The organism is Novosphingobium umbonatum (genome assembly GCF_004005905.1).
Taxonomy (GTDB): Bacteria; Pseudomonadota; Alphaproteobacteria; order Sphingomonadales; family Sphingomonadaceae; genus Novosphingobium; species Novosphingobium umbonatum.
Map to the genome: position 1 here is coordinate 30,451 of NZ_SACO01000001.1, position 23,774 is coordinate 54,224.

Below are 23,774 nucleotides of genomic sequence, written 5' to 3' on the forward strand. Positions count from 1 at the left end.
AGGCTGGGGCATGTTTGAACTCAGCCAACTCCGCTGCTTTGTGGCCGCCGCCGAAGAACTCCACTTCGGACGCGCGGCCCAGCGGCTGAACATGACCCAATCGCCGCTCAGTCGGCAGATCCAGTTGCTGGAACGCATTCTGGATGTGACCCTGCTGGAACGCACCAGTCGCACGGTATCCCTCACGCCTGCGGGGCGGGTGTTCCTGATCGAGGCGCGGCGGATTGTGCGTCTGGCCGAAAGCGCATCGCTCTCGGCCAGACGCGTGGCCAAGGGCGATGCAGGCAAGGTCGCCATCGGCTTTACCGCCGTTTCGGGCTATACTCTGGTGCCGCAAATCGTGGCGCAGGCCCGCGCTAGCCTGCCCAATATCGAGCTGGAACTGCGCGAAATGGTCAGCGGAGAGCAGACCGACGCGCTGCTGACTGGCCTGATCGACATCGGCTTTGTCCGCCCGCCGGTGGTGCGCTCCGAATTTGAAACGCTCACCATTCTGCATGAACCCTTGATGGTGGCCCTGCCCAACGGCGACCCGCGACAGGGCGAAAGCGTGCTGGCACCCGATGACCTCGATGGCCTGCCGCTGATCATGTATTCCCGCCAGGGCGCGGGCTATTTCCACGACATGCTGGTGCGCCTGTTTGACGAGGCGCAGGTCTCGCCCCAATTCGTGCAGCATGTGACGCAGATCCATTCGATGCTGGGGCTGGTGCGCGCTGGGCTGGCCGCCGCCGTGGTGCCGCAATCGGCGCTGGGCCTGCACCCTGATGATGTGCAATTCCGCCAATTGGCCACCCAGCCCGAACATCCGGTGGAATTGATCATGGCGTGGCGGCGCGACAATGCCAATCCGGCGCTGGAGCCTATGCGCAAGCTCTGCGCCGAAGTGATCGGCAGCTAGTCACCCATCCCAAGGAAAGGCCAACGAGGGCCGGTTGGCGTAGCGCGTCATCGCCAGCGTCAGCCGCGCCCCTGCCCCTGCGGCCAGATGCAGGGTGGCATGGCGCCCGCCAACCGCCTGCGTCACGCCATCCAGCGTGATACTGTCGATACGATGCTCGCCATAGGCGCCGCCCTGCACGATGATGCTGCGCGGCTGCTGGCCGGTGTTGACCAAGGTGACCTCTGTGCTCTTGTCGCCCAAGCGATGCACCAAGGCAGCCACATCCTGCGGCAGACCGGCACGGCGGCGCTGGGGGTCGAAATAGCGCAACCGGCAATGCAGCGTCACCCCGCCCTGCGGCGGACTGTCCGCGTTCCATGAGGGACGCGCAATATGCAGCCCCCCCGTGGTCAATTGCACCAGAGCCTTGGCGCTGGCGGGGTTATAATCGAGCGGCCAGTCAGCCAGCCTCGTGTCGGGCGTAGTCTCATCCGCGCGGCGGGCGGCATCGCGCTTGGCAATGCGCGCCAGATCGGCCTCCAGTGCCGTTTCGGGATAGGCTGGGTTCGCCCCTTCCAGAAAGGCGATCCACGGGTCGCTGCCCGCCGCCTCACGGTCGGCCTTGTCCTGCGTGGCATACCAGATTTCAAAACCCGACTGCCGATAGGGCCCCGCCTTCCAGCCATGCCAGCCTTCCGGCCCATAGAGCGTGGGCGTGTGCAGCTTGCCCTCGATCATGCGCGCCTGCGCATTGATCAGCGCATTTTGCCGCCGCCACAGGTGCAAATATTCACGGTCCCCCGTCAACAACAGCGCATTGTAGAAAGCGGTGATCGAGCGCGGCACCCGGTTGCGCCCCTCGCGCTTGCCCGTTTGCGGCACCATGGGCGCAAAGTTCCAGCCATAGGTGCCGCCCCACCAATCGGGCGCAGCCTTGCCATCGGCCCCCACTTTGCTGGGCAGAATGCCGCCATTGGCTCGCGCGCGGTCCATCCACGCATCGGTGTAATCCAGCACCCAGCGGCGGAACCGCTCGCCCCCACCCAAGGCATAGGCGTTGAGGCCCAAAGTCGTGGCCTGCAAATTCAGCGGCGTATCGCAAACCACATCATCATATTCGTCATAATGGCGCAGGAACTGCTCATAGCTGTCCTCGCCATGCTCCAGATGAAAGCGACTGGCATCAAACGGATCGCCTGCCCAATCGAGCGGCGTAGCCTTGCGCAACATCGGCCCGCGGCTGCCATTGACGATGGAGCGGATCACGCGATGCTTCGGGTCATAATTGCGCACCGCCGGATCAGCGCCAGTGTAAAAATCGGCAAAGCGGCGCGTGCGCAAAAACAGGCGTGGATCGCGCGGCGCGGAGAGGCCCATCACATTGAAGGTGGAAAGCCCTTCGGAATTATGCTGCCAATCCATCTGCACCGGAAATTCGCGGTGATACATACCCGCGCGGGCGATGGGCACATCCACCGTACGCGCCTTGGCATATTGCCGCAAATGGCCTTCGTAAAAGCGCTGCGACAAATGCAGCAGATTATCCGGCGCGCCCAAAGCATGCAGCAGCACCCAGTCATTGGTCGCCTCGGCCGCATCATCGGGCCCGTCGTTGGCGCCCCAGCGGGCAAAGACTTTCAGCTCGTCGCGCGCATCGACATAGGTGGCGTAGAAATCGGCGCAGGCCTGCGCATTGGCCTCCAGCAGGCGGCGCTGCAAAATCGCCCAGCGCGGGGCCTGCATCGGTGATGTCACATGGATCGGTACGACAGGCGCGCGGGCCAGCGCGGGCGCGGCCACCACAGCGGCCCCACTGGCCAGAAAGTCGCGGCGGTTCAGGCTCATTCCGCAATCTCCAAACGCCGGATCGGGCCGACAATCACCGTAAAGGACAGGATGGTCAGCAGGCAATGCGCCGCCACAAAGGCCAGCGCCCCGTCAAACGAGCCCGTGGCCGCCACAATATAGCCCACCACAATCGGCGTGACGATGCCCGCCGCATTACCGAACATATTGAACACGCCCCCAGACAGCCCCGCCAGCTTGCGCGGGGCCACATCGGCCATCACCGCCCAGCCCAGCGAGGCTATGCCCTTGCCGAAAAAGGCCAAGGCCATCACGGCAATGATCGCACTCTGGCTATCCAGCCAAACGCAAGCCAGAATGGTGGAGGCCAACACCATGCCCAGCACCAATGGCACTTTGCGCGCGCGGTCAAGGCTGCCGCTTTGTTTCAGCAAGCGGTCGGAGATGACCCCGCCCACCAACCCGCCCGCAAAACCGCAGATCGCAGGCAGAGCGGCGGCAAAACCGGCCTGTGTGATCGACAGGCCCCGTTCCTTCACCAGATAGATCGGGAACCAGGTCACGAAGAAATAGGTCAGCACATTGATGCTATATTGGCCCAGATAAATGCCCAGCAGCATGCGATTGGCCAGCAAGGGCCGGATATTGGCCCAGTTGAAAGCCACGCCCTGCTTGGCCCCGCTCTCCAGCGTGATCTGCCCGCCACCATCGCGGATCAGGGCCAACTCGGCCTCATTGATCGACGGGTGCCGGTCTGGCCCATGGATGCTGCGGGCAAAGATAAAGGCGGCCACCACCCCGATCACCCCCATCATCCAGAACACCGAACGCCAGCCATAGCTATGCACCATCCAGCCCATCACCGGCGCAAAAGCGACCAGAGAGAAATATTGCGCGCTGTTGAAAATGGCCGAAGCGGTGCCACGCTCTGCCGCAGGGAACCATGCCGCCACCAACCGCGCATTGCCGGGGAAGGACGGCGCCTCGGCCAGCCCGACCAGAAAGCGCAAGACAAACAAGGTCCCCACCACCGGCAGAAAGGGCACCGTCCCCACCAAAGCCTGCGCCGCCGTCAGCACCGACCACAAGGCAATCGCGCCGACATAGATCCGCTTGGTGCCGAAACGGTCCAGCAAAGCCCCGCCCGGAATCTGCGCCAGCGCATAGGCCCAAGCAAAGGCCGACAGGATATAGCCCGTAGCCACCGGTGTCAGCGACAGCTCCGCCGCTGCTGCGCTGCCCGCGATCGAAAATGTCGCCCGGTCGGCATAGTTGAGCGTGGTGATGAGGAAAATCAACGCGATAATCTTGTATCGGGTTCGCGTAGGGGACTGGTCGCCCGATATATGCATCACAACTCTCCGGCCTCTTCTTGTTAACGCCCATTGATAGCCGCGCCAAGCCGCCCCGTCCAAAGCGATTTGCGCGTCAATCAAGCCAAATTCCGGCATGATTGCGTCAATATTGGCAAAATGCCGCGCCATCGGTGCGGGTTTGGCATTGATTGATGCCGGATTGAGATTGGCCAAATCGGCACCCCCTACAGTAACACACCAGCCAATCTGGCAGTTCTAGCCGGCGTTCAAACTCATTGAGGGGATATATGATGGCCAAATCCATCCATCCGGGCGCGAAATCCGCCCTGCTTGCTGCCAGCGCGATGATCGCTCTGGGCACGGCGCAACAGGCCGCCGCACAACAGGCCGAAGAAGCCAAGCCGACCGAAATCATCGTCACCGGTTTCCGCGCCAGCCTGAACAGCGCGCTGGGCGTCAAAAAGGCCACCGCTGCCGCCGTCGACGTGATCAAGGCCGAGGACATTGCCGAATTCCCCGATCTCAATCTGGCCGAATCCCTGCAACGCATCCCCGGCGTGGCCATCAACCGCGTCAATGGCGAAGGGCGCAACGTATCGGTGCGCGGCCTTGGCGCGGATTACACCCGCGTGCGCATCAATGGCATGGAGGCCATCGGCACCACCGGCGGCACCGACAATTCGGGCGGCGTGAACCGTGGTCGCGGGTTTGACTTCAACATCTTCTCCTCCGACCTGTTCAACAGCCTTGCCGTGCGCAAAAGCGCCAGCGCCGATGTGGAAGAAGGCTCGCTGGGCGCCACGGTGGATATGCAAACCGCCCGCCCGTTCGATTTCAAAAAGCCGACCGCAACTTTCTCGGCGCAGGGCAGCTATAATGACCTGTCGCGTAAGACCACGCCGCGCCTGTCGGCCTTGGTCACCACCAGCAATGATGACCAGACCTTTGGCGTGTTGATGTCGGTGTCCTATGAAGCGCGCCGGTTGAAGGAAGAAGGCGCGAACATCACCCGCTGGACCTATGGCGGGTTCAATGGCGGTTTCAACACTGCCTCCACCCTGCCCGGTTACACCACCTCGCAAATCAACAGCGCCAATCTCTATCACCCGCGTATCCCCGGTCTGGTCAGCTATGACATCAACCAGAAGCGCCTTGGTGCCTCGGCCTCGATCCAGTGGCGGCCCGGTGAGCGGACACTGGTGGGGCTGGACGGCTTGTTCTCCTATCTGGACGGCACCCGCGCCGAAAGCCAGTTTCAGGCGATCAGCTTCAGCCGTTCCGGCACGGGCAAGCCGCAAACCGTCATCCGCAATGGCACGGTGGACGGGCAAGGCAATCTGATTTCCGGCACGTTCGACAATGTCGATCTGCGCACGCAGGCCCGTTATGACGTGCTGCGCACCACATTTTACAACCTGACCGCCAATCTGGAACATTCCTTCTCCGACCGGCTGAAATTCACCGGCCTTGTCGGCTATTCCAAATCGGCCTTCACCAATCCGATCCAGACCACGGTGACGCTGGATGCGGCCAACACCGGCAATTTCTTCTACGATTTCTCCACCCGCTTCCCCACCATCCGGCCCGGGGTAGACATTGCCAATGCCGCCAATTTCGCCTTTAACACCGGCACATCCGAAGTGCGTATCCGCCCGCAAACGGTGGACAATGCCTTTGGCACGGCCAAGGGCGCGCTGGAATGGAAGGCCAATGATGTGCTGAAGGTCAAGGCGGGCCTCGACTGGCGCCGCTTCACCTATGGCTCCACCGAAAAGCGCCGACTGGCCGGTGAAACCGTGGTCAACACTTTGAACGCCACGCAGATTGCCGCCGCCACCAGAGTGTTCAGCGGCTTCGGGCGCGGCCTTGCGGTTCCGGCGGGCACGCCCACGGCATGGGTGGTGCCCGATCTCAACGCCTTTGCCAGCCTTTACGGCATTTACAGCGATCCGGCCTATGCCGTGGGCGGGATTGAAAATGCCACGGCGCGCGGTTCCTATATCACCGTGCGCGAGGATGACACCGGCATCTGGGGCATGACCGAGTTCAACCTTGGCGACCGCGATATTCCGCTGCGCGGCGATATTGGCTTGCGCTATGTCCGGACCAAGCAATATTCCACCGGCTATGCCAGCCAGGGCGCCAATATCAATCTGGTGGATGCAAGCCGCAGCTATAGCCGCCTGCTGCCCTCGGCCAATCTGGTCTATGACATCACCCGCGCATTGCTGGTGCGGGCTGGCGCGGCTAAGACGCTGGCGCGTGCGGGCATTTCTTCCCTGACGCCGGGCGGCAGCCTGTCGGTTTCGGGCGGCAGCCGCACGTTCAGTTCCGGCAACCCCGACCTGCGCCCCACCGAATCCACCAATCTGGACCTCAGCCTTGAATATTATCCCGCCCGTGGCGCGATCTATTCGGTGGCCTATTTCCAGAAGAACATCAGCAGCTTTGCCCAGACGCTCAGCACATCTGTGCCCTTCTCCTCGCTGGGCCTGCCCGCATCGCTGCTGACCGGCACCACCGCCAGCGCCAGCGACGTGTTCATCGCCAGCACGCCGGTCAATTCCAAGGGCGGTATGCTGCGCGGCTTTGAAGTCAATATGCAGCAGCCTTTCACCTTCCTGCGCGGCATTGGCAAGAATTTCGGCGTTCTGGGCAACTTCACCTATGTGACCTCGAATATCGAATATCTTACCAGCGCCAATGGCAGCACTTCGGTCATCGCGCCTTTGGTGGGTCTGTCGAAATATGCCGCCAATGGCACGCTCTATTACGAGGACAAGAAGTTCTCGGTGCGCGGATCGGTGGCCTATCGTTCCAAATATCTGACCGCTGTGCCCGGCACCGAGGGGCAGAGCTGGAACGGCACCAACCGCACGATCAACGTGGACGCACAGGTCACCTATGCGCCCAGCGAGAAGCTGAAATTCAGCCTTGAAATGATCAACCTGACCGATGCGCTCAACGATCAATATGTCGATGCGACCAACCGCCTCAACGTGTTGACCCATAGCGGTCGCCAGTTCAACCTTGGGGCCAAGTACACCTTCTAAGAGGCCCACCCTCCCAAGAAGGCAGACCATAGCCCACCCGCGTCCGGCACTCCCTATACTCCCGCCGGACGCGGGATTTGTGGCTCACTTCTGACTATAGCTCAGGATCTGCACGCCAAAAGGCTCGATCACCGCATGGTCAAGGTCGGGCATGGGAACGCCAGGCGTGGCCAGCAAAACCGAACCAAAGCGGCGCTCGCCCGCTTTCCAGCCTGTGATATTGGCATCCTGCCGCGCATCGCTCATGTTGAGCAGAACCAAGACGCCCTGCCCCTTGCTATCCTGCCGCGCAAAGGCCAGCACTTTGTCATTGCCCGATGCCAGCGGCAGATAGGCCCCTTCGCGCAAAGCACTGTTGTTGCGCCGCATAGCCAGCAACATACGATACCAATTGTACATCGAGGCCTGATTGGGCCTTTGCACCTCGACATTGCGGATGGCGGCATCCTTGTTCACCGGCAGCCAAGGCGCGCCCGTGGTAAAGCCAGCCTTGGCCCCGCCCGTCCATTGCATCGGGCTGCGTTCGGCATCGCGGAAATCGGCAACCTTGCGCTTGGGGCTTAACGGCGTCTCCTTCAACACCGGCGCAGGCAGATCCTCCATGCCCAGTTCCTCGCCATAATACATCAGCGCGGTGCCGGGTTGGGTCAGCGTCATGGCGGCGGTGATGCGGGCGATCTGGTCATTATGCAGCCCGTCGCCCAGCCTCGTCGCCTGACGCGAAGTGTCATGGTTGCTGAAGAACAGCACAGGAGGCAGCCCGTCCAGCTTGCCATGCGCATCATCGATCCGCGCCTTGAAGGTGGGCGCATCCAGCTTCTGAACCCCGCTATAGAGGAAGTTCATCGGCAGGTTGATCTCGTCATTCTTCGCGCCATAAACGCGGCGCAGATCGCCGATGGTGGCAATGGCATTCTCGCCCAGCAACACGCGCTGGCCGGGGAAACTGTCGGCAATCTTGCGCAGATCGCGCATGATGGCATGATTGCCCTCCTGCCCCGCATTATAGGGTTTAAGGCCAACCGGCGCGCCCGATTTGACATCAGGGTCTTGCGGCCAGCTGGTGTCCTCCAGCAAATAGGGCGTGGCATCCAGACGGAAACCGGCCGCCCCGCGCTTCAGCCAGAAGCGCATCACATCGCCCATCGCCTTGCGCAATTGCGGGTTGCGCCAATTGAGATCGGGCTGCTCTTTCAGGAAGACATGGTAATAATATTGGCCGCTTTTCGGGTCCAAGGTCCATGTCGATCCACCAAAGATCGATTCCCAATTGGTGGGCTGACCGCCATCGGGGGCGGGATCTTTCCAGACATACCAGTCACGCTTGGGATTGTTGCGGGATGAAAGCGCGGCCTTGAACCATGGATGCTCTGACGAGCTATGGTTCAGCACGAAATCGACCATCACACGGATGCCACGCTTGCGCGCCTGCGCCACCAGCCGGTCCCAATCGGCCAGCGTGCCATATTCGGGGGCCACATTGGTGTAATCGGCCACGTCATAGCCGAAATCGAAATTGGGCGACGGGAAGAAAGGCGTAATCCAGATCGCATCCACGCCCAGATCTTTGAGATAATCCAGCCGCGCGGTGATGCCATTGAGGTCGCCAATCCCATCGCCATTGCTGTCCTGAAAGCTGCGGGGATAGATTTCATAGATCACCGCATGCGCCCACCACGGGGCCGCACTGGCCCTGTCGGCGGATTTGGCAGACGGCTTGGCAGGCGGTTTGGCAGGCGCGGCCTGAACGCTGCCTCCGGCCATCACGGCGGCCAAAGCGGCGGCCAGCGCCAGAAGGGACTTGCTCCTCGGCATCATCGGACCCTTTCTTGTTCTTATACCGCGCCGCCACCGGCCCAACCGGCCAGCACGCGCGATTGCGGGGGGAAATTGAGGCTGCAGCGATCAAGGAAGGAACCGATCCCCCGCGCCGCATAGAAATCCACATCCAGACTGCCCGCCTGTTTAACCGCGGGAAAAGCACCATAGCCCGCCAACAGGCAGTGCCATGACTCAGCCCCAAAATGGCTCAACGAATTTTGCCGCTCCAGTTCGGCGACCAGATCGCCACGCTTGAACCAAACGTCCAGAATATGGCGCAAAGCTTCGGACAGATGCTCGTTCTCGCGGTTGTCCTGCCAATAGGCGCTGTCCTCGCGCATGTTCAATTTGTAATGCGCCACGATATAGTCGCGCACCCGCTCGATCCGCTCGCTGATCTTCTGGTTAAAGGCATCGGCATAGAGGTTGGTGAAACCGCCGCGCTGATATTCCTCCATGAACATATCCACCGTGCCCAGCACCAGATGCAGGGCAGTGGCTTCCAACGGCTCGATAAAGCCTTGCGACAGGCCCACCGCCAACACATTGCGCGCCCAATGCTGTGCCAATTGTCCGGTGTTGAAACGCAAATGGCGGGCTTCCTGCGCGCTATCCAACATGCCCAGATGGGCGCGCAACTCGACCTCCGCCGCATCAGGCGAGAGGTAATCGCTGCTGAACACATAGCCATTGCCCACCCGACTGGTGAGCGGGATCGACCAGCACCAGCCATGCGACAGGGCGGTAGAGACCGTTTCCGGCGCAGGCTCATCTTGCGCAGGCGTGGGCAGAACGACGGCTGCATTGTTGAACAGATTGTCGCGGAAGCTTTTAAAACCAATCCCCAATTTTCCGCGCATCAACAGGGCGGAAAAGCCGCTGCAGTCGATAAACAGGTCGCCCGCAATCGCCTCGCCCTGATCGGTCAGCACATGGGCGATGGAGCCATCCCCCGCCAATTGCGCATCCACCACTTTCGCCTGCCGATGGACCACGCCACGCGCCGTCGCGTGATCGCGCAGGAATTCGCCCAAAAGGCCGGAGTCAAAATGATAGCCATATTCGATGGCGAAGGGGAAATGCTCGGGCGCCAGCGGGGCTTTGCCCTGCGCGGCCAGCACACCGTTCAGAAAGAAAGCCTCTGGCGCGGTGGGCACGTCCAGACCCAGACGGCGATTGCGACAATTGAGAACAAAGGCTTCGCTGGTGTGCAGATCGATCTGCGTCAGGAAGGGGTGGCTGTAATCGGCAATGCCTGTGGCCGGGCTCCAGCCCGCAAAGCGGATGTTGGTTTTATAGGTGGCCTTGCAGCGGGGCATCCACGCTTCCTCGGCAATGCCCATTTCCTCGAAAAAGCGTTTCAACGTGGGGGTGGAGCCCTCGCCCACCCCGATAATGCCGATTTCGGGCGCCTCGACCAGCGCGATGGCCATATGCGGCCAACGTTGCGCCAGCAGATTGGCCGTCATCCAGCCCGCCGTGCCGCCGCCGACGATCACAATTCGCTGGCGTGGCATAGAGGCATGATCCCCGTTCACGCGTGCGCCCCCATCTTGGCGGCCAACCAGGCATCATGGGCTGGCAATTGCGACAAAGGCTGCGCTTTTACCTGCCTCAACTGCGACAGTTGTTGACGCAATTCCGCATCGGACGGGCCATTGGCCAGCGGGTGATAATCCTGCAGCAAGATACCCTGCCCCATCAGCACCTGCACCCAGGAGGCTTCCATGAAAATATCCAGTTGATCCTGCACCAAAGCACCCGATGCGCGGAACAATTCGATCTTTTGCGCCAACCGGTCGGGCACCGCCATCTCCCGCAGGTCGCGCCAGAAGGCGGAATCATCGCGGCGATTGGCATGGTAATGCAGGATGATGAAATCGCGGATCAATTCATATTCGCGGGCAGACTGGCGGTTATATTCCGCCCGCAAAGCCGCCACATCCGGCCCATGGGGAAACAGATGCAACAGGCGCACGATGGCCGACTGGATCAGATAGATGCTGGTCGATTCCAAAGGTTCCAGAAATCCGCTCGACAGGCCCACCGCCACCACATTGCGGTTCCATTGCTGTCTTGCGCGGCCGGTGCGGAAGGGGATCACGCGCGGCTCGTCCAGCGCCTTGGAGTCCAGATTGCCCAGCAGCAATTGTGCCGCCTGATCATCGGAATAATGGCGACTGGAATAGACCAGCCCGTTGCCATTGCGATGTTGCAGGGGAATCCGCCATTGCCAACCCGCCCCATGCGCGATGGAACGCGTATAGGGCGCAGTGGTGGCAAAGGGTTCCGACGGCACCGCCATGGCGCGGTCACAGGGCAGCCAATGGTCCCAATCCTCATAGCCGGTGCGCAAGGCTTGCTGGATCAACAGGCCGCGCTGGCCCGAACAGTCGATGAAGAGATCGCCCGCAATCTCGCGCCCGTCTTGCAACACCACACTGGTCACATCGCCGGTGGTGGCGCAGCGGCGCACCTCGCCAATCATGCCTTCGGTGCGACGCACCCCCATCTGTTCGGACAGGCGGCGCAGAAACTGGCCGTAAAGTGCGGAATCGAAATGATAGGCATAGGGCATGTCCCAAATGGGATCATTGCCGGTGGTGGGCGCAAACTGCCCCGCCTCACAGCATAGGTAATTGAGGTCATAATCCCAATAGGATGTCTCATGCCCCCGCTGCCGCGCCCGCGTCCAGAAATGGTGGAACGAGCAAAAGGCCATATTGCGCCCTGCCGCACCGAATGTGTGGTAATAGCTCTCGCCCTGTTGCCCCCAGTTTTCGAAACGAATGGCCAGTTTGACCGTGGCCTTGGTCTCGCGCAGGAAGGTGGCCTCATCAATCCCCAGCACGCTGTTGAGAGTCTGGATCGGAGGAATGGTGGCCTCGCCCACGCCGATAATGCCGATGGCATCGGATTCGACCAGCTCGACCCGCGCGCCCTTGCCAATCACCTTGGCGATCAAGGCTGCCGCCATCCAACCCGCCGTGCCGCCGCCCACCACGACAACCGACTTCACCCGCTCTTCCATCACCCGCTCCTGTTATCGGCCCCTTAACTGGCTCCGCCGCCTTTATAGCGACGGAGCCAGCATCCCCAAGGGGGGGGATCCTCAATAGAAGGAGTAAATGAAGTTGAGCAGGAAGTTACGCCCGAAAGTTTCATTGCGGGTCGTCAAACCGCTGACACTGTCGGTATAGGTATCGCGCTGGTTGGTCAGGTTCTGGCCCTGCAGCGAGACTTTCAGCCCCTTGAGATAGGACAAGCCCGACTGCTTGAAGTCATAGCTGATCTGGGCATCCACCAAGGTCTGCCCTGCACGGTTGACCGGAGACAGGGTGTTGCTTCCCCCACGGTCTTCCGACACCCATTTCGAACGCTTGTTCACCGAAACGCGCGCACCAAAGCCGCCCTTGTCATAGAAGGCCGTGCCCTGCATCACCCGCTTCGACAGGCCGGGCACATCGGTGCCATCATTCAACGTGCCATCGGTAAAGGCAGCCCCTGCCACCACGCCAAACCCGTCCAGCGCCTTGACAAAGCGGCCAAAGGGAATGGTAGCCTGCAGCTCGATCCCCTTCACCTTGCCCTTCAATCCGCCGGTATAGGTGGTGTTCACCCCCTTGAAGGTGGCGGGCGTATAGATGGTCAGGCCATCGCTGCTGACCGCCTGATGATAGCCGGGGATGTAGAACTGGGTATAGTCGCGCAGGGTGGTGGTGGCCACATTCCAGTTCACCAGATCCTTGTAGAACACCGATGCCGACAGGAAACCGTCGCGGGCAAAGTAATATTCATAGGACAGGTCAACCTGATTGGCCTCATAGGGGCGCAGCTGGGCATTGCCCGAGCGCGAGGTCCATGGCCCCAATTGCGGGTTGCTGTTGGTGACATTGGCCACGTTATTGGCAAATTTCACCGAAGAGCCCGGGTTCAGATAGTCAATGCGCGCCCGGCTGATCACCTTGGCGGCGGCAAAGCGCAAAGTATGGCCGTTGCCCAATTCGAAATTGGCATTCAGGCTGGGCAGCACACGGGCGTAATTGGCGCCATCGGTAATTGGCGTGGCAATATCCACCAGAGCCGCGCCAATGATCGAGTTAAAGCCCGAACCTTGCTGCTTGGTGATCACCCCTTGCAAGCCGATATTGCCAAAGGTCCGCACCCCGCCCAGCTTGGTGTCAAATGTGGCCTGCGCAAAGGGCTGCCATATCTTTTCCTTGATCGTATAGGTGTCGCCCATACGGTCCGGTTCCAGAGCTGCCGCCGACCAGCGCGTGTAGAAATTGCTGTTGATCAGCCCCAGCGCGTCATAGGCCACCACATTGCCAAGCCCAGCCCAATTCAAATCGGCCACCCCGCGCCGCGCGCCATCGGGGATCGCGCCATCCAGCGGATAGGTGTTGGCGGTGAGGAAATAGCCTTCATTGACCTTGGACTTTTTATGGTCCGAATAGCGCAGGCCCAGCTGCACATCCTTGATCGGGCCTTCGGGCATATCGACCTTCACCTCGAAACGGGCCGAGGTCAGCTTTTCATCGAACACGCCGGTGTTGACGAAACCATCCTGCGCCTGCGCAAAACCGACGCCCGCCGCGCGCGAGGCCGCCGTGTTCAGCGCGGAAATCGGCGCCAGGCTGCCGCCCCATGACTGCGGACCGGCCAGTCTGACCACCGCATAATCGCTATAACCTTGCGAATTGTTCGAGAAGGTCAGGCCATTGGGCGAATAGGTATAGGTGCGAAGATTATTCGCCCCCTGCGTCGGCAAGCCCGCACGGCCAAGACCGGCATAGCTTTCCGCACGCGTATCGCGCTTGCTGCTGGCGGCATGCGACACGTCCAGCGTCAGATGCACATGATCCGAAGCCTTATATTTGAAATTTCCGCCAAAGGTGGTCAGCTTGCCCGTCTTGTCCAACGGGTCTGAACGCAGCACCGAATTGAAACCGGTGGTGCGCGCCGAAGTGATGGTGGTGGCATCCGAGGACAGCACCGTGCTGCCGTTGGAGGCAATCGGCAAGGCTTCGATAAAGCCGCGCGAAATGCCCTTGTCGGAGAAGTTGATGTAGAGCGCGTCAAAGGTCGCGCTGAAATTGTCGCTGGGCTTATATTCGATCACACCAGCCAAAGTATCCCGCTTCAACACGCGTGAGCGCGAGGAAATATCGATCCCGCTGGGCGCATATTTGCCCGCATTGGCGCCCGAGGAAACCGCGCCTTTGTCATAGCCCCATACGCTGAAGAACCGGTCCTGCGTGGGCGAGGAGGTGGTGGCGGCCGTAAAGGCGATGCCCAGAGTGTCATCGGCGAATTTGTCGCTGAAGGACAAGGCCACGCGATAGCCCTGATCCTTGAAATCGGGGTTGGCCGATTTCATCCCGTTCTTTTCAAACGTACCATTCACCGTCAGGCGGCGCTTGGCCGACAGCGGACGCAAGGTCCGCATATCCACCGTGCCGCCCACACCCATCGCCGATAGCGAGGAATTGGGCGTTTTATACACCACGGCGGAATCAATGATTTCGGCAGGATAGAGATCATATTCCACCCCGCGATTATCGCCAATGCCGATCAACTCGCGCCCGTTCAGCGTGGTGCCGACAAAATCCTCGCGGAAACCGCGCACCGAAATGCCGCTGACACGGCCCGCCATACGTTCGCCCGCCACACCGGCCAGTCGGCCGATCGAATCCGCGATGCTCGATCCGGGCAGCTTGCCGATATCTTCTGCCGACAGCGCTTCGACCACCGAAGTGTCATTTTGCTTCACCGCCTGCGCGCGCTGCAAACCGGCGCGAAAGCCTGTGACAACAATCTCGGCAGGAGCGGGTGCATCATTGGTGAGCGCATTGGATTTACCCGAAGCCGCGCCCGATTGCGCCAGCGCCGGAGTCGCGGTCAACAGCGCGATAGCCGCCACGGAACAGGCGAGAGAAGACTGTGATTGTCTTGCCATTTCAACATCCCCCATGGATATTTTAGCCGCAACTTATGTTGCTGGCCTGATGCTTGGATAGTGCAAATTCAATCGATTGCAAAACCATATTTATGCTTTTTGCATGTGCAAATTACCAGAAACGCACTTTCCCCGCTAGACCACCTGTCCCAACGGGCTAGAAACAGGCGATGCAAACGATGCGCCCAAACCCGTCCCGCTCTGACCATAAAGCCATTGCCTTGATGTATCTGGCGTTTTTCGTTCTCGGGCTGGTGGGATCGATGACCGGCCCGCTGGTGCCCGCGCTGCGCCATATCTTCGCCCTCGATTTCCGTCAGGCAATGGCCGCGCAATGGCTGGTGCTGGTGGTGATCGGCGCGCTGGCATGGCCCGCCGCGCGCCTGATGCAAAGCTGGGGCGTGTTTCGCCTTCTCTGCCTTGCGCTGGGATTGATGGCCGCAGGGTGCCTTGCGGTCAGTTTCGCGGCGGGTTCGGGCTATTTTGCCAGCGTCCTGCTTGCTCTGGCGGTAATCGCCACAGGCACCACCCTGTTGCAGGTCGCAGGCAACCCCCTGACCACGGCGCTGGGCGCGCCGGAGAAAAGCCATGCCCGTCTGGCGCTGGCACAGGGGTTCAATTCGCTGGGCGTGCTGGGGGGCGTCCATCTGGGCTCATCCCTGATGCTGGGACAGGATGCGGCGCAAGGGGTGCAGTTGACCTATGGCATTTTGGCCGTCCTAACGCTGGCCGGTCTGGCCATGTTCCTCTGCGGAGGCAAAGCCTTCCCCACATCCGCTCTGGCCAATGAAACCGCCGCTCCGTCCGAAGCGCTCACATCGCGCTGGGCATGGGCTGGTGCGGCGGCCATTGCCCTTTATGTCGGGGCCGAAGGCGCGATTGGTTCCATCATGATCAATTTCCTGCACCAGCCCCATGTGTTGAACCTGCCCATGGCCGAAGCGGGACGCGCCAGCGCCAAAATCTATTGGGGCGGCGCATTGGCGGGACGATTTGCGGGCAGTTGGCTGCTGACCCGCTATCGCGCGCCGCGCCTGTTGGGGTTGATGGCCGCGCTGGCCTGCGCCCTGTGCCTGACCGTAGCCGTCACACAGGGACCTATGGCAGGCTATGCCGCCCTCGCCATCGGCCTGTGCAATGCCATCATGTTTCCCACCATCTTCTCGCTCACCCTCGCGCGCAGCAAGGCGCCCGCCTCGGCCGTGTCGGGCTTGCTCTGCACGGCGATTGCGGGCGGCGCTCTCATCTCCATTCTGGTGGGCGAAATGGCCGACCATACCGGTCTGGCTCAAGCCTTTCTGGTGCCCTTGGTCGCCTATGGCCTGATCGCGCTGTTTGCCGCGCTCAAGCCCGCCATCTGGCCACAGGGTTAATCACGCCCCGCAGGAATCGCGGATCACAATATCGGTCGGCAATCTTTCCGATGTCACCACATGCCCATCCATGATGCGCAGCAATTTGGAGACCAGCAGATTGCCCGCCTTCATCACATCCTGCCGCACCGTGGTCAGCCTTGGTTGGGCATAGCGGGCAAATTCGCTATCGTCATAGCCGATCACCGACACATCGCGCGGCACATGCCGCCCGCGCCTTTGAAGCGCGCAGATCGCGCCAATCGCCATCACATCCGATGCCGCCACAATGCCGTCAAATTCGACATTGCGCTCCATCAGATTGACCACCGCCTCGGCGCCGGCCTCGCTGGTGCCTGCCGCGGCCTGCACCATCACCGGATCCAGCGGCAGACCGGCCGCCTCCAACGCGGCGCGGCATCCCTCCAACCGCATCGCCGATTGCGAGATGCCGGTTTGCGCCGCCGCCAAGGCAGGGGACTGGCCCAGAAACACAATCCGCTGCCGCCCCAGTCGGATCAAATGGCTGGCCGCGCGAAAGCCTCCCTGAAAATTGTCGCTGCCAATCGAGCAATATTGCTGCCCCTCGGCCTCCACGCCCCATACGACAATGTTGCGCCCCGTTTCGGCCAGACGGTTCAGGCCCGCATGATATTGCGCCTGACCGATAAAGATCGTGCCGTCATATTTAGCCTTGGTCATGAACCGCGCCAGCGACTTGTCATCATGGGGCGCTGAACAGGCGACCGAGAAATCGAAATGCCGATCACGCAAAGCCGCGCCGATGCCGCCCAACAGGCTCAATTCAAACGGGTTGGCCAAGGGGCTGCCGATGGACAGGGGCGCGGGCATCACCACCCCGATCCGCTTGCGATCCTTGCGCCGATGGGCCGTCGGGCCCGCCTGATTGTCGCGTAAAGTATAGCCATGCTCCAGCGCGACCGCCTTGACGCGATTCTTGGTTTCCTCGCTGATCGCGGGATGATCGGCCAGAGCCCGCGACACGGTGGCCACGGAAAATCCTGCCCATTGCGCCAGATCGACCAAGCGGGGCGCGGCATTCCTCTCGACGGTCTTCGGCTTATCCTGTGCCATGGTTGTACGACCTGTTTTCCAACGCTTGGAACCAGCGTTTTGACGAATTCATGTATCACATGCAAACGATAGCATTTGCAATTGGCTTGCCCGCATCATGCTGTGCCACGCGTGCATTATCGGGACAGAATCGCCGTCCCCCTCCGATCCCTTATCTCCCGCGATTTAGAACCATTCGCAACGGCACAATAGTGCTTGCAATCGCCCACACGGGAATTAGGCGCAACTTACGAAATTCGCTGCGGCCTGCGGCCTTGTAACAGCAGATCCCTCTCTGCCGGCCGGTCTAGGAATCAAGTGTGATGAAAAACCCTGCGCACATCTTTCGCCTGACTTTGGCTGTTGGCCTTACGCTGGCAGGCCTGCAAGCCTGTTCCAAGCAGCCGACACCGCAGGCTGCCGAAACGCCCGCCGCCACGGCGAAAGATGGTGCGATCACGTTGCCCCCTGCGCAAATCGCCGCTTTGGGCATCACGCTGGCGCAGGCGCAAGCGGCGGATAATCTGCCGATTGGTTCGGTGCCCGCCGTGGTCAGCCTGCCGCCAGAGGCGCGGGTGGCGGTGGCCTCGCCCTATGCGGGCACGGTGCTGCGCCTGATGGTGATTGCCGGACAGGAAGTGAAGCAGGGCGATCCGCTGGCCGTGGTCCGCGCGGCCGAAGCGGTGCAATATAGCGCCGCGCTGGCCCGCACGCAGGCGGAACTGCCCGTGGCCGCCGCGCAAGCCTCGCGTCTGGCGCAACTGGCGCGCGAGGGCATTATCGCCCCCGCCCGCGCCGATGAAGCCCGCGCCGCGCTGCAAGCCTTGCAAGCCACCCAAGCCGAAAACCGCCGCCTCATGAATTTAGCTGGACCGGGGAGCGGCGTGGCCAAGAATGGCACGATCACCCTACGCGCGCCGATCACGGGACGCGTTTCCAGCGTATCGGTGGAAACCGGCGGGGCCGTGGTCGAAGGCACAGCCCCCTTCATCGTGGAAAACACCGCGCAATTGCGCCTTGATCTGCAAATCCCCGAAAGGCTGGCGGGTCAGGTGCGCAAGGGCATGGTGGTGCATGTGGTGCAAAATGGCCGCAGCATCGAGGGCAAGCTGCTCTCGGTCAGCGAGACTTTGGACCCCACCACTCGCGCTTTGATCGCCAAGGCCAGCCTGCCTGCGGGCGCTGGCCTGATCCCCGGCAAAAGCGTGATGGCCGCCATTGCAGGGCAAAGCCAGACCAAGGGCGTCAGCATCCCTGCCCTTGCCGTGACCCATGCCGATGGCGCGGATATGGTCTTCGTCCAAACCCCCAAGGGTTTCCGCGCCGCAAAGGTCACCGTGGCGGGCCAGATTGGCGACCGCGCCTATCTCTCGTCCGGCCTTGAGGCTGGCGCGCAAGTGGCCACCAGCGGGGTGGCGGAATTGAAAACTCTGGCGCAGGGGCAATAGGGCCATGTTGCGCAGGCTGGTTCAGGCGGCGCTGACATGGCGCATGGCGATCATCGGGCTGGCTCTGGCCTTGGCGGGCGTGGGGGTCTGGGCCTTCGTCAATCTGCCGATCGATGCCTTTCCCGATATTTCCTCCACGCAGGTCAAAATCATCCTGAAGGCCCCGGGCATGACGCCCGAGGAAGTGGAAAGCCGCGTCATCGCGCCGGTGGAGCAGGAGATGCTCGGCATCCCGCACCAGACAGTGGCCCGCAGTCTGGCCAAATATGCCATTGCCGATATCACCATCAATTTTGACGACAGCACCGATGTCTATTGGGCGCGCAATCAGGTGAACGAGCGGATAAGCGGTGTGATGGGCAATCTGCCCTCTACCGTTACCGGCGGTCTGGCCCCCATTTCCACGCCTTTGTCCGATGTGGTGATGTTCACGCTGGAAGGGCCGCAGTCGCTGGCCGAAAAGCGCCGCGTGCTCGATTGGGTGATCCGCCCAGCGCTGCGCACGGTGGCCGGAGTGGCCGATGTCAACGCGCTGGGCGGCATGGTGGAAAGTTTCGAGGTCGCGCCCGATAGCGCCGCTCTGGCGGCTGCTGGCCTGTCGGTGTCCGATCTGGCCGATGCGATCAATGCGGGCAACCGCAATGATGGCGCAGGCCGCCTGACCACGGGCGAGGAAGCGCTGATCCTGCGCAGCACCGGCGCGATCCGCAATCTGGACGATCTGGGCGCGGTGGTGGTCAAATCCGGCCCGTCCGGCATTGTGCGCGTGGGCGATGTGGCGCGGCTGAAGATCGGCGCGCTCACCCGCTATGGCGCGGTGACGCAAAATGGCCAAGGCGAGGCGGTGGAGGGCATTGTCATCGCCCTGCGCGGCACGGATGCCTCCAAAGTGGTGGGCGGCATCAAGGCGCGGCTCGACGAATTAGCCCCCACCCTGCCCAAGGGCATGAAGGCGCAGGTGTTCTATGACCGCTCTGACCTGATCGAGCGCGCGGTGGGCACGGTGGAGGAAGCGCTGCTGGAGGCCACCTTGCTGGTGGTTGTGCTGCTGCTGCTGTTTCTGGGCGATGTGCGTGCCTCGATCATTGTCGCGCTGGCGCTGCCCATGGCCTCTTTGCTCACCTTCATCTGGATGAAAAGCATCGGCCTTACCGCCAATCTGATGAGCCTTGGCGGTCTGGCGATTGCGGTGGGCATGTTGGTCGATGGCGCGGTGGTGGTGGTCGAAAATGTGGTCGAGCGCCTGTCCGACCCCGCCCATGCCAAAAGCAGCAGCAAGCTGGCCAATGTGCTGGTGGCCGCGACCGAAGTGGCCACGCCGGTCGCCAGCGGCATGGCGATTATCGCGCTGGTGTTCCTGCCCTTGCTAACGCTGGAAGGGCTGGAGGGCAAGCTGTTCGCCCCTGTCGCCATGACCATCGTGCTGGCGCTGCTCTCCGCTCTGGTGCTGGCGCTGACCCTTGTGCCGGTGCTCAGCCATTATGTGCTGAAGGTAAAAGTGGACGAGGCAGGCCACCACCACGAGCCCTGGCTGATGCGCCAGCTGGCCCCGCGCTATGCCCGCCTGCTGGACGGCGCCTTTGCGCGTAAAAAGCTGGTGTTCGGCTTGGCGGGCCTGTCGCTGGCGCTGACGGTCGTGGCCTATAGCGTCACCGGCAAGACCTTCCTGCCCACGATGGACGAGGGCAGCGTGATCGTGCAGCTGACCAAGGCCCCCGCCATATCCCTGCCGCATAGTCTGGACGATGACCGGTTGGTCGAGCGGACCATTCTGGCCAAAGTGCCCGAGGTGAGTCAGGTGATCGCCCGCACCGGTTCGGACGAGCTGGGGCTGGACCCGATGGGCCTTGGCGAGACGGATACGTTCCTGACATTGAAACCCCGCAGCGAATGGCGCGTGGGCAACAAGGAATGGGTGGTGGACCAGATCCGCAAGGCGCTGGCCAATATTCCGGGCATTCAAACCAGCTATACCCAGCCGATCGAAATGCGCGTCTCCGAAATGCTCACCGGCGCGCGGGGCGATCTGGCGATCCGCATTTTCGGCACGGATAATGCCGAACTGGCCCGCATTGCCGCGCAGATCCAGACCCGCCTGAAGGCCATCCCCGGCACCAGCGAGGCGCTGACCATGGCCAATGACAAGGTGGACTATCTGCAAATCGACATAGACCGCATGGCCGCTGGCCGCGTGGGTATGCCGATTGACCAGTTGCAGGACGCCATGCGCGCGCAGGTGGAAGGCGTGCGCGCAGGCGTAGTGGCCGATGGATTGCGCCGCGTGCCCATTTTGCTGCGCGGCGCGGGGGCCGAAGGGGGCCTGACGCCGGAAACTTTCGCCGACCAGACCTATCGCAGCCCCACCGGCCAATTGGTGCGCGCCAGCGACGTGGCCAAGGTGGAACGCACCGAAGGGCCGGTGAAGCTGGAGCATGAGAATGGCTCGCGCTTTGCCATGGTGCAGGCCTTTGTTTCGGGGCGCGATCTGGTGGGCTATGTGGCCGATGCCAAGGCGGATATTGGCGCCCATGTGAAGCTGCCCGCCGGCTATCGCATTGTATGGGGTGGCCAGTTTGAAAACCAGCAACGCGCCTCGGCCCGTCTGGGGCTGGTGCTGCCGATTGCGCTGTTGATGATCTTTCTGGTGCTTTACCTCACGCTCTCCAGCTTGCGCGCCTCTTTGCTCATTCTGGTCAATATTCCTTTCGCGCTGGTGGGCGGGATGATCAGCCTTGCGCTGTCGGGCGAATATCTCTCGGTGCCTGCCTCGGTGGGCTTTATCGCTCTGCTGGGGATTGCGGTGCTCAATGGTCTGGTGATGGTCAGCTATATCCGCCAATTGCGCGACAGCGGGCTCAGCCTATCCCAAGCCGTGCGCCAAGGGGCCCAGCGCCGCCTGCGCCCCGTTTTGATGACCGCCACGATTGCCGCCTTTGGTCTGGTGCCTCTGCTGTTTGCCACGGGGCCGGGTTCGGAAATTCAAAAGCCGCTGGCGATTGTGGTGATCGGGGGCCTGATCACCTCCACCCTGCTGACCTTGGTGCTGCTGCCCATCCTCTATGAACGCTTTGGCGAAAGCGCCGAGGAACAGGAGTTGGCCGATGCGTAAATTTGCGGCTTTGGCCGGTCTGCTGCTGGCATCCTCCGCTTTCGCCCATGCGCCCGACGAGGCAGGCCTGCCCACCCGCGCGGATGTGGTGGCCGCTCTGGACGCGCATCCTTCCGTCGCCGCCGCCAATGCCCGCACCGATGCCGCGCGGGCCGAAGCCGATGCTCTGGCACGCGGGCCGCAGGAATTTACGCTCAGCACCAATGTGGCTCGCCGCCATGTGGATGATGGCACCGGCGTCAACAATGGCACGTTCAACGAATATGAAGGCCAGCTATCACGCCCCTTCCGCCTGCCGGGCAAGGCCACGCTGGACCGCAAGATCGGCGCGCAAGGGGTCGCCTATGCCAGCAATATGGCCGAGGATGCCCGCCACCATACCGCGCTGGTGCTGGCGCAAAACTGGTGGGACTGGCTGGGCGCCGCGCAAGAGGCCAGCGTGGATGCGCAAGCGGTGGCCAATATGGAAAGCTTGCTGGCCAGTGTGAAGCGCCGCGTGGCCCTGCGCGATGCAGCCGAGCTGGAGCAGAACCAGACCGAGGCGGCGCTAGGCTCGGCCCGCGCGCAGGCGCAGCGGAGCATGGGGCGCGAGAAGGTCGCCCGCGCAAGGCTGATGGCGCAATTCCCTGCCCTGCCCCTGCCCGCCGTGGCGCCCGACGTGCCGCTGCCCCATGTACCCGCCGGTGGCCTTGCGCCTTTGCGCGATGCCATCCTGCGCCGCAGCCATGAACTGGCCGCTGCCGAAGCCTTGGCCGCGCAAGCCGATGCCCAAGCCGCCCGCGCCCGCGCCGAGCGAACCCCGGACCCCACTTTGGGCATACGCGCCTTTTCCGATCGCGGCGGCATGGAAAAGGGCGCTGGCCTTTCGCTCACCATCCCGCTGGGCGGCGGTTATCGCGCCGCACAGGCGAGCAAGGCCGCGGCCGAGGCCAGCGCCGCACAGGGCGAATTGCAGGCCACGCGCCTGACCATTGCCGAAACCGCCAACACCGATCTGGCCGAGGCCGAGGCCAGCCTGACCGTGTGGCAGCAATCCCGCGCGGCGGTGGAAGCGCAAGTGGCCGCCCTGCAAAAGCTGCGCCGTGGACAGCAATTGGGCGAGATCAGCCTGTCCGAAGTGCTGCTGGCCGAACGCATGGTGCAGGACGCTTTCCGCGCCGAGGCGGTGGCCCGCACCGATGCCATGCGCGCCATCACCCGCCTGCGGATCGACAGCCATCAATTGTGGATTGACGATGATGAGGGCTGATTAAGGCTTCACCACATCCACCGTTGCCCCGACCATAGCCTCCACCCCTTGCGCGGTGGGGTGGATATGGTCGGGCAATTGCAGCGCGGGCTTGCCGAAAATGGGCTTCAGGAAGAAAGGCACCAACACCGCGCCATGCTTCTTGGCCAGCGCGGGGAAAATGGCGTTGAATTGCTTGGCATAGTCAGGCCCCATATTGGGCGCGGCCAACATGCCCATCACCACGGTCTTGATATGGCGCTTGGCCAGTTCGCCCAAAATGGCGTCCAGATTGGCCTTGGTCCGATCGAGCGGCAGCCCGCGCAACATATCATTCCCACCCAGCGAGATCAGCACCATATCGGGCGCCTGCGCCTGCGAGCTTAACGTGAATTGCAGCCGCGCCAGACCATCCTCGGTCGTGTCCCCCGAAACACCGGCATTGACCACGCTGGCATTGACCCCATGCGTGCGCAGAGCCGCCTCCAGCCTGACCGGATAGGCTTCCTCCGCCCGCAATCCGTATCCGGCAAACAGACTGTCCCCCAGCGCGACAATATGCACCTGTGGCCCTTGCGGTGCGGGAGCGGGCGCCGCGCTAGCCTGTTGTTGCGGGGCCTTGGCTTCTTGCTGCCCCCCCTGCCCACAGCCGCCCAGAGCCAGAATTCCCGCCAGAGCCGCCCATTTACGCATGTTTCACCCTTCCAAACACCTTGCAGCCGCAG

Annotated in this window: 14 protein-coding genes; 6 read left to right on the plus strand and 8 right to left on the minus strand. The window is 62.1% G+C overall.

Annotated elements, in window-relative coordinates; translation table 11 throughout:
* Positions 1–10 precede the first annotated feature (10 nt).
* Positions 11–901: a LysR family transcriptional regulator gene (locus tag EOE18_RS00120; protein ID WP_127705011.1), complete on the plus strand. Its 891-nt coding sequence runs from the start codon at positions 11–13 to the stop codon at positions 899–901.
* Here the strand turns inward: EOE18_RS00120 and EOE18_RS00125 are convergent, their stop codons facing one another.
* On the minus strand, positions 902–2,728 hold the full coding sequence (locus EOE18_RS00125; RefSeq protein ID WP_127705013.1) for a DUF8034 domain-containing protein: 1,827 nt from the start codon (positions 2,726–2,728) through the stop codon (positions 902–904).
* The gene (locus EOE18_RS00130; protein WP_281278031.1) at positions 2,725–4,218 is read right to left on the minus strand and encodes an MFS transporter; all 1,494 of its coding nucleotides are present in this window, start codon (positions 4,216–4,218) and stop codon (positions 2,725–2,727) included. The genes EOE18_RS00125 and EOE18_RS00130 overlap by 4 nt, the downstream gene beginning before the upstream one ends.
* 74 nt (positions 4,219–4,292) lie before the next feature.
* Between EOE18_RS00130 and EOE18_RS00135 the strand changes: the two genes are divergently transcribed.
* Positions 4,293–7,058, plus strand: coding sequence for a TonB-dependent receptor (locus EOE18_RS00135; protein WP_127705015.1), 2,766 nt, complete (start codon positions 4,293–4,295; stop codon positions 7,056–7,058).
* A gap of 84 nt (positions 7,059–7,142) precedes the next feature.
* Here the strand turns inward: EOE18_RS00135 and EOE18_RS00140 are convergent, their stop codons facing one another.
* The 4 genes from EOE18_RS00140 to EOE18_RS00155 form a co-directional block, all read right to left on the minus strand.
* On the minus strand, positions 7,143–8,876 hold the full coding sequence (locus tag EOE18_RS00140; protein ID WP_127705017.1) for an alpha-glucosidase: 1,734 nt from the start codon (positions 8,874–8,876) through the stop codon (positions 7,143–7,145).
* A gap of 17 nt (positions 8,877–8,893) precedes the next feature.
* Positions 8,894–10,396 (minus strand): tryptophan halogenase family protein, encoded by a 1,503-nt coding sequence (locus tag EOE18_RS00145; RefSeq protein ID WP_127705019.1) that lies wholly within the window; start codon positions 10,394–10,396, stop codon positions 8,894–8,896.
* A gap of 17 nt (positions 10,397–10,413) precedes the next feature.
* A complete protein-coding gene (locus tag EOE18_RS00150; protein ID WP_127705020.1) occupies positions 10,414–11,910 on the minus strand; it encodes a tryptophan halogenase family protein in 1,497 nt (498 codons plus the stop codon).
* A gap of 81 nt (positions 11,911–11,991) precedes the next feature.
* Positions 11,992–14,838 (minus strand): TonB-dependent receptor, encoded by a 2,847-nt coding sequence (locus tag EOE18_RS00155; protein ID WP_164852612.1) that lies wholly within the window; start codon positions 14,836–14,838, stop codon positions 11,992–11,994.
* Between the two features lie 179 nt (positions 14,839–15,017).
* Here EOE18_RS00155 and EOE18_RS00160 point away from each other — a divergent pair, with 179 nt between their 5' ends.
* On the plus strand, positions 15,018–16,211 hold the full coding sequence (locus EOE18_RS00160; protein WP_164852613.1) for an MFS transporter: 1,194 nt from the start codon (positions 15,018–15,020) through the stop codon (positions 16,209–16,211).
* Here EOE18_RS00160 and EOE18_RS00165 read toward each other — a convergent pair whose 3' ends face one another.
* Entirely contained in the window at positions 16,212–17,285 is a 1,074-nt protein-coding gene (locus EOE18_RS00165; RefSeq protein WP_127705026.1) for a LacI family DNA-binding transcriptional regulator, read from the minus strand.
* Between the two features lie 302 nt (positions 17,286–17,587).
* Here EOE18_RS00165 and EOE18_RS00170 point away from each other — a divergent pair, with 302 nt between their 5' ends.
* From EOE18_RS00170 to EOE18_RS00180, 3 genes are read left to right on the plus strand one after another with little or no spacing between them, the layout of a single operon-like run.
* On the plus strand, positions 17,588–18,712 hold the full coding sequence (locus tag EOE18_RS00170; protein WP_127705027.1) for an efflux RND transporter periplasmic adaptor subunit: 1,125 nt from the start codon (positions 17,588–17,590) through the stop codon (positions 18,710–18,712).
* A gap of 4 nt (positions 18,713–18,716) precedes the next feature.
* The gene (locus EOE18_RS00175; protein ID WP_127705028.1) at positions 18,717–21,821 is read left to right on the plus strand and encodes an efflux RND transporter permease subunit; all 3,105 of its coding nucleotides are present in this window, start codon (positions 18,717–18,719) and stop codon (positions 21,819–21,821) included.
* On the plus strand, positions 21,814–23,070 hold the full coding sequence (locus EOE18_RS00180) for a TolC family protein (RefSeq protein WP_127705029.1): 1,257 nt from the start codon (positions 21,814–21,816) through the stop codon (positions 23,068–23,070). Before EOE18_RS00175 ends, EOE18_RS00180 begins: the two co-directional genes overlap by 8 nt.
* Here the strand turns inward: EOE18_RS00180 and EOE18_RS00185 are convergent, their stop codons facing one another.
* Positions 23,071–23,742, minus strand: coding sequence for an arylesterase (locus EOE18_RS00185; protein ID WP_127705030.1), 672 nt, complete (start codon positions 23,740–23,742; stop codon positions 23,071–23,073).
* Positions 23,743–23,774 lie beyond the last annotated feature (32 nt).

Bases quoted from the DNA above. Each gene is read 5' to 3' on its own strand.
- EOE18_RS00170 (WP_127705027.1), top strand. From the start codon at position 17,588: ATGAAAAACCCTGCGCACATCTTTCGCCTGACTTTGGCTGTTGGCCTT.
- EOE18_RS00150 (WP_127705020.1), bottom strand. From the start codon at position 11,910: ATGGAAGAGCGGGTGAAGTCGGTTGTCGTGGTGGGCGGCGGCACGGCG.
- EOE18_RS00125 (WP_127705013.1), bottom strand. From the start codon at position 2,728: ATGAGCCTGAACCGCCGCGACTTTCTGGCCAGTGGGGCCGCTGTGGTG.
- EOE18_RS00180 (WP_127705029.1), top strand. From the start codon at position 21,814: ATGCGTAAATTTGCGGCTTTGGCCGGTCTGCTGCTGGCATCCTCCGCT.
- EOE18_RS00185 (WP_127705030.1), bottom strand. From the start codon at position 23,742: ATGCGTAAATGGGCGGCTCTGGCGGGAATTCTGGCTCTGGGCGGCTGT.
- EOE18_RS00135 (WP_127705015.1), top strand. From the start codon at position 4,293: ATGATGGCCAAATCCATCCATCCGGGCGCGAAATCCGCCCTGCTTGCT.
- EOE18_RS00155 (WP_164852612.1), bottom strand. From the start codon at position 14,838: ATGGCAAGACAATCACAGTCTTCTCTCGCCTGTTCCGTGGCGGCTATC.
- EOE18_RS00145 (WP_127705019.1), bottom strand. From the start codon at position 10,396: ATGCCACGCCAGCGAATTGTGATCGTCGGCGGCGGCACGGCGGGCTGG.
- EOE18_RS00165 (WP_127705026.1), bottom strand. From the start codon at position 17,285: ATGGCACAGGATAAGCCGAAGACCGTCGAGAGGAATGCCGCGCCCCGC.
- EOE18_RS00160 (WP_164852613.1), top strand. From the start codon at position 15,018: ATGCGCCCAAACCCGTCCCGCTCTGACCATAAAGCCATTGCCTTGATG.
- EOE18_RS00120 (WP_127705011.1), top strand. From the start codon at position 11: ATGTTTGAACTCAGCCAACTCCGCTGCTTTGTGGCCGCCGCCGAAGAA.
- EOE18_RS00140 (WP_127705017.1), bottom strand. From the start codon at position 8,876: ATGATGCCGAGGAGCAAGTCCCTTCTGGCGCTGGCCGCCGCTTTGGCC.
- EOE18_RS00175 (WP_127705028.1), top strand. From the start codon at position 18,717: ATGTTGCGCAGGCTGGTTCAGGCGGCGCTGACATGGCGCATGGCGATC.